Annotated in this window: 6 protein-coding genes and 1 pseudogene; all 7 read left to right on the top strand. The window is 61.5% G+C overall.

Going from position 1 to position 5,729, the window contains the following annotated elements; translation table 11 throughout:
• Positions 1-138: 138 nt before the first annotated feature.
• Entirely contained in the window at positions 139-504 is a 366-nt protein-coding gene (locus tag B5V00_RS16635) for a four helix bundle protein (protein ID WP_085011931.1), read from the top strand.
• Between the two features lie 5 nt (positions 505-509).
• Positions 510-1,565 carry a GDP-L-fucose synthase family protein gene (locus B5V00_RS16630; protein WP_281249730.1) on the top strand — a complete coding sequence of 352 codons (1,056 nt, stop codon included), beginning with the start codon at positions 510-512 and terminating at the stop codon, positions 1,563-1,565.
• A 200-nt stretch (positions 1,566-1,765) separates the two neighbouring features.
• Complete coding sequence (locus B5V00_RS16625) at positions 1,766-1,978, top strand: addiction module protein (RefSeq protein ID WP_216355508.1); 213 nt, start codon at positions 1,766-1,768, stop codon at positions 1,976-1,978.
• On the top strand, positions 1,975-2,253 hold the full coding sequence (locus tag B5V00_RS16620; protein WP_085011929.1) for a hypothetical protein: 279 nt from the start codon (positions 1,975-1,977) through the stop codon (positions 2,251-2,253). Before B5V00_RS16625 ends, B5V00_RS16620 begins: the two co-directional genes overlap by 4 nt.
• 321 nt (positions 2,254-2,574) lie before the next feature.
• A complete protein-coding gene (locus B5V00_RS17345; protein ID WP_216355507.1) occupies positions 2,575-4,116 on the top strand; it encodes a mannose-1-phosphate guanylyltransferase/mannose-6-phosphate isomerase in 1,542 nt (513 codons plus the stop codon).
• 132 nt (positions 4,117-4,248) lie between these two features.
• Positions 4,249-5,322 (top strand): NAD-dependent epimerase/dehydratase family protein, encoded by a 1,074-nt coding sequence (locus tag B5V00_RS16605; protein ID WP_085011928.1) that lies wholly within the window; start codon positions 4,249-4,251, stop codon positions 5,320-5,322.
• Positions 5,323-5,437: 115 nt separating this feature from the next.
• Positions 5,438-5,729 (top strand): annotated as a pseudogene (locus B5V00_RS16600) (nucleotide sugar dehydrogenase); the annotation flags it as partial.

Genomic DNA, 5,729 nt, shown 5'->3' with positions numbered 1-5,729 from the left:
GAGATGTGAGATGTGAGATGTGAGATGTGAGATGTGAGATGTGAGATGTGAGATGCAAGGGCTTTTAACGTCTCACATCAGCGCAGCGCGCATCTCTCGTCTCTCATTCAACATCTCACGCGCATGGAGGCGCACTGTATGATTGAAGGGAAAAGACGACACCATAATTTGCAGGTTTGGCAGCTTGGGATGTCGGTTGTTGAGGAGGTTTACGCCCTGACGAGAAATTTTCCGAATTTTGAAACTTACGGATTGTGTAGTCAGATGCAAAGGTCTGCCGTCAGTATCCCCTCGAATATCGCCGAAGGTGCGGCGAGATCGGGGACAAAAGAATTTTTGCATTTTCTGTCAATTGCACGAGGTTCTCTCTGCGAACTGGAAACCCAGTTGATGATCAGCCAGAGGCTTGGTTACCTCTCGAATGAGCTGACCATCCTGAAAACAGTCAATGAACTCTTTGCCAAGCTGAATGCGCTGATCGCTGCGCTGAAAGAAAAGGTTTGATCCTGATGTCCACATCTCACATCTCACATCTCACATCAGGCGGCGCCATGGCGCCCGCCGCGCGTATCTTCGTCGCCGGATCGAACGGTCTGGTCGGCTCGGCAATCGTCCGGCGCCTGCGGGCCGACGGCTGTACCAACCTGCTCACCCCCGGGCGGGACGAGCTCGACCTGACCTGCCAGCAGGCGGTGGCCGATTTCTTCCGCCGCGAGCGGCCCGAGTACGTCATCCTCGCCGCCGCCAAGGTCGGCGGCATTCACGCCAACAACACCTATCCGGCCGAGTTCATCCAGCAGAACCTGGCGATCCAGACCAACGTCATCCACGCCGCCTACGAAAATGGCGTCGCGCGGCTGCTGTTTCTCGGCTCCTCCTGCATCTACCCGAAGCTGGCGCCGCAGCCGATGCGCGAATCGCACCTGCTGACCGGCCCCCTGGAGCCGACCAACGAGCCCTACGCCATCGCCAAGATCGCCGGGCTGAAGATGTGCGAGGCCTACAACCGCCAGTACGGAACCAGATTCGTCGCCGTGATGCCGACCAATCTCTACGGCCCCGGCGACAACTTCCATCCCGAGAACTCCCACGTTCTGCCGGCGCTGATCCGCCGTTTCCACGAAGCGAAGCTAAGAATGGAAGGCTCTTCCATCTCCCATCTCACATCTGACATCTCCCCTGATACCGTCACGGTCTGGGGCAGCGGTCGACCGATGCGCGAATTCCTCTATGTCGACGACATGGCCGACGGCAGCCTGTTCGTCCTCGGTCTCGACGAGCAGACCCTGCAGGAGAACCTGCTCAGCTACCCGAAACCCTGCTTCGTCAACCTCGGCACCGGCGTCGATGTCAGCATCCGCGAACTGGCCGAGACGATCAAAGATGTGGTCGGCTACCCCGGTGCGCTGGAGTTCGACCCGAGCAAACCGGACGGCACCATGCGCAAGCTGCAGGATGTCTCGCGGATGACGGCCCTCGGCTGGCAGGCGAAGGTCTCCCTGCGCGAGGGGATCGAGCGGACCTACCGCTGGTTCCTGGAGCATGGGGAAGAGGTGAGGGGCTGAAGAGGATCTAGGTTCGAGGATCGAGGTTCAAGGATCAAGGATCGTGAAGGGGACAGTCCCCCTCATGTAAGGGGACTGTCCCCGTGAAGTTGGGCAGAGGATCGAGGATTTCACTGCTTGCGGCCAGAGACGTTGGACGCTGGCCAAAAGCGCCATGATTCGATACATTGATTTCAGGAACCCGCCGGGGAGAACAGCTGATGACAATCCGCACTGACAAAATGACCACGGCTGAAAAGATCTGTGCCATGGAAGCGCTCTGGGATGACCTCTGTCGCACGGCGGGGGACCATCTTTCCCCGGACTGGCACCGGGAGGTTCTGGCGCAGCGGCAGGCTTCGGTGGTGGCGGAGGATGCCCGCTTTGAGGATTGGCAGCAGGTCAAGACAGAACTGCGGAATCCCCGGAAATGAAAATCCGCATCCTCGATGCCGCGACGGAAGATCTGCGGCAGGGGTATCGGTTCTATGAACGACAGCAGGAGGGGCTGGGTGGTTATTTTCTCGATTCACTCTTTTCCGACATCGACTCGCTGCAGATTTACGCCGGAGTCCATCCCCTCTATGTCTCGTTTCACAGGCTGCTGAGCCGCCGATTTCCCTTCGCGATTGAGGCAGGAATTGTTTCCGTGTATGCCGTGCTGGATTGCAGGAAAAAACCGGCCTGGCATAGAAAACGCCTTGGGTGAGAACAGGCTCAAGGCTCAAGGCGCAAGGCTCAAGGCGCAAGGCGCAGATCCAGCATCCCCATTGATTTTGAATCAGCACGCATCAGCGGCTGAAAAAAGGTTTTGAACTTTGCTTTTTACATCTAACCTGAATCCGTGAGTTCCTGTTGGATGGAGAGTGCAAGTGCTTGGTCTGAATGAGGTTTCCAAAAATCTGAAGCGCACCCATAGGTTCGCTGGTGATTTTTGGGAAGCTCAGGCAGATCAATGACTTGTGCTCTCCGCCGACAAGGGGCTCACGGATTCAGGTCTAACATCCAGCATCTCACAGGATTATAATCCATGATTCTCCCCGTGATTCTCTCCGGCGGCGCCGGAACCCGGCTCTGGCCGCTGTCGCGCGAACTCTATCCCAAGCAGTTGCTGCCGCTCTGCGGCGAGCAGACCATGCTGCAGCAGACCGCCGCGCGACTCGACGGCCTGACCGATATCGCCGCGCCGCTGGTGATCTGCAACGAGGCGCACCGCTTCCTGGTCGCCGAGCAGCTGCGCGCCGATGGCTGCGGCCACTCCGGCATTATCCTCGAACCGGTCGGCCGCAACACCGCCCCGGCGGTGGCGGTGGCGGCCCTGCGGGCGACCGCCGACGGCGACGACCCGCTGCTGCTGATCCTGCCAGCTGACCACGTCATCGCCGACATCCCGGCCTTCCAGGCCGCCGTCGAGGCCGGACGCGCCGTCGCCGGGGAGGGGCAACTGGTCACCTTCGGCATCGTGCCCGACCGCCCGGAGACGGGGTATGGGTACATTCGGGCGGGCGAGCCGCTCGAATGGAGGTCCGAGGCGCGAGGCGCGAGGCGCGAGGAAGATCGGGAAACAGGGGCGGGTGAGATGCTGGATGTGAGATGTAAGACGCAAAGTCAAAACCACCAAGACACATCTCACATCTCACATCTCACGTCTCCCACGACGGCCTGCGCCGTCGCGGCTTTTGTTGAAAAACCGGACGCCGCCACCGCACAGTCCTACCTCGACGCCGGCGGCTACTACTGGAACAGTGGCATGTTCCTGTTCCGTGCCTCCGTCTACCTGGAAGAACTGGAAAAATTCAATCCCGGGATGCTCGCCGCCTGTCGCGCCGCGCATGGGTCGCTGACCGCCGATCTCGATTTCCTGCGCCTCGGGAGCGAGGCCTTCGCCGCCTGTCCGGCCGACTCCATCGATTACGCGGTGATGGAGAAAACCGAAAACGCGGCGGTTATCCCGCTGTCCGCCGGCTGGAACGATGTCGGCTCCTTCTCCGCCCTCTGGGAGGTTGGTGAACAGGATGCCGCCGGCAACGTCTGCCACGGAGACGTGCTCACCGAGGATGCCCGTGGCTGCCTGCTGCACGCCGGCAGCCGGATGATCGCCGCGGTCGGCACCCGCGACTTGGTGGTGGTCGAAACCGCCGACGCGGTGCTGGTTGCCGACAAGGGGCGGGTGCAGGAGGTCAAACAGATCGTCTCCCGGCTGAAAGAGGAACAGCGCGGCGAGGCGCTGCTGCACCGCCGCGTCAATCGCCCCTGGGGCGCCTACGAGGGGGTCGACGCCGGCGAACGCTTCCAGGTCAAGCGCATCACCGTCAATCCCGGCGCCAGCCTGTCGCTGCAGAAGCACCACCACCGCGCCGAACACTGGATCGTCGTCTCCGGTACCGCCCGCGTCACCTGCGGCGACCAGGTCCTGACCCTGACCGAGAACCAGTCGACCTACATCCCCTTAGGTGAAGTTCACCGCCTCGAAAACCCCGGACAGATCCCGCTGCAGATCATCGAGGTCCAGTCCGGCAGCTACCTCGGCGAGGACGACATCGTGCGCATCGAGGACGATTACGGGCGGTAGGGCGCGATCGCCAGGCTCGATGCGCCAGGCTCGAGGAACAAGGATCGAGGAGCAAGGTTTTAACCTCGAACCTCGAACCTCGAACCTCGATCCTTGAACCTTGAACCTCGAACCTCGAACCTCGGATTTATTATGACCGACAACCCGCAACAAACCATTCTTGTCACCGGCGCCGCCGGCTTCATCGCTTCCCGCTGCGCGGAGATGCTGCTTGAACAGGGGCAGCGGGTGGTGGCGGTGGACAATCTCAACAGCTACTACGACCTGCGGCTGAAGACCTTCCGCCTGCGGGAGCTGGCGCGCAAGGCCGGGGCTGACGCGAAGCTGCTCGACCGCTTCTCTCTCACCGGCACCACCGCCGACAGCTACGTCGGGCCTGACCGTTTTGAAGTCGGGGCGCTGCGTTTCCTCAGGCTCGACATCGAGGATGCCGAGGCCCTGCAGGCGCTCTTCAAGGAGTACCGCTTCTCCGCCGTGCTCAATCTCGCCGCCCGCGCCGGGGTGCGCTACAGCATGATCGATCCGCAGGTCTACATGACCACCAACGCCATGGGCACCCTCAACCTGCTCGACTGCATGCGCGACCACGACTGCGGCAAGCTGGTGCTCGCCAGCACCTCGTCGCTCTACGCCGGGCAGCCGATGCCCTTCACCGAGGAGCTGCCGGTCAACACCCCGATCTCCCCCTACGCGGCCAGCAAGAAGGCCGCCGAGGTGATGGCCTACAGCTACCACTACCTTTACGGGCTCGACATCTCGGTGGTGCGCTACTTCACCGTCTTCGGCCCCTGCGGGCGGCCCGACATGTCGATCTTCCGCTTCATCAAGTGGATCGACGAGGGCACCCCCATCGAGCTGTTCGGCGACGGCAGCCAGAGCCGCGACTTCACCTACGTCGACGACATCGCCCGCGGCACCCTGGCGGCGATGTGTCCGGTCGGCTACGAGGTGATGAACCTCGGCGGCGGCAACAACCCCATCGCCCTCACCGAGATCATCGCCGCCATCGAAAAAGCGCTCGGCAAAAAGGCCCGCATCGACCACAAGCCCTTCCACAAGGCCGACATCATGGAGACCTGGGCCGACATCTCCAAGGCCGACCGCCTGCTCGACTGGCAGCCGCGCATCAGCCCCTTTGAAGGCTTGCAGCAGACCATCGACTGGTACCTGGAAAACCGCGACTGGCTGAAGGATGTGGAGTTGTAGGCGCGATGCTGAACGTGAGATGTGAGAGGCGCGCTGCGCTGACGTGAGATGTAAAAACTTGCCATCTCACATCTCACATCTAACGTCTAACGTCTCCCCACCTGAAAGGACAACCATGATCACCACTGCACAAATCATATCCCGCAAGGCAAAAATCGCTGTCGTCGGCCTCGGCTACGTCGGCCTGCCGCTGGCCGCCGCCTTCGGCCGCAAGGTCGAGGTCATCGGCTTCGACATCGACGCGCGCAAACTCGAACAGCTGCGCGGTGGTTTCGATGCCACCGGAGAGCTGTCCTCCGAACAGCTGGCGGCGACCGCCATCGACTACACCGCCGACCCGGCGCGGCTGAAAGAGGCGCAGTTCCTGATCGTCACCGTGCCGACCCCCATCGACGGCAACAAGAAGC

The sequence above is a fragment of the Geothermobacter hydrogeniphilus genome (genome assembly GCF_002093115.1).
GTDB lineage: Bacteria > Desulfobacterota > Desulfuromonadia > Desulfuromonadales > Geothermobacteraceae > Geothermobacter_A > Geothermobacter_A hydrogeniphilus.
This window is presented reverse-complemented; position numbering and strand designations above follow the sequence as displayed.

Coding starts and splice junctions, on each gene's coding strand:
- B5V00_RS16625 (WP_216355508.1), top strand. CDS start 1,766: ATGACAATCCGCACTGACAAAATGACCACGGCTGAAAAGATCTGTGCC.
- B5V00_RS17345 (WP_216355507.1), top strand. CDS start 2,575: ATGATTCTCCCCGTGATTCTCTCCGGCGGCGCCGGAACCCGGCTCTGG.
- B5V00_RS16620 (WP_085011929.1), top strand. CDS start 1,975: ATGAAAATCCGCATCCTCGATGCCGCGACGGAAGATCTGCGGCAGGGG.
- B5V00_RS16635 (WP_085011931.1), top strand. CDS start 139: ATGATTGAAGGGAAAAGACGACACCATAATTTGCAGGTTTGGCAGCTT.
- B5V00_RS16630 (WP_281249730.1), top strand. CDS start 510: ATGTCCACATCTCACATCTCACATCTCACATCAGGCGGCGCCATGGCG.
- B5V00_RS16605 (WP_085011928.1), top strand. CDS start 4,249: ATGACCGACAACCCGCAACAAACCATTCTTGTCACCGGCGCCGCCGGC.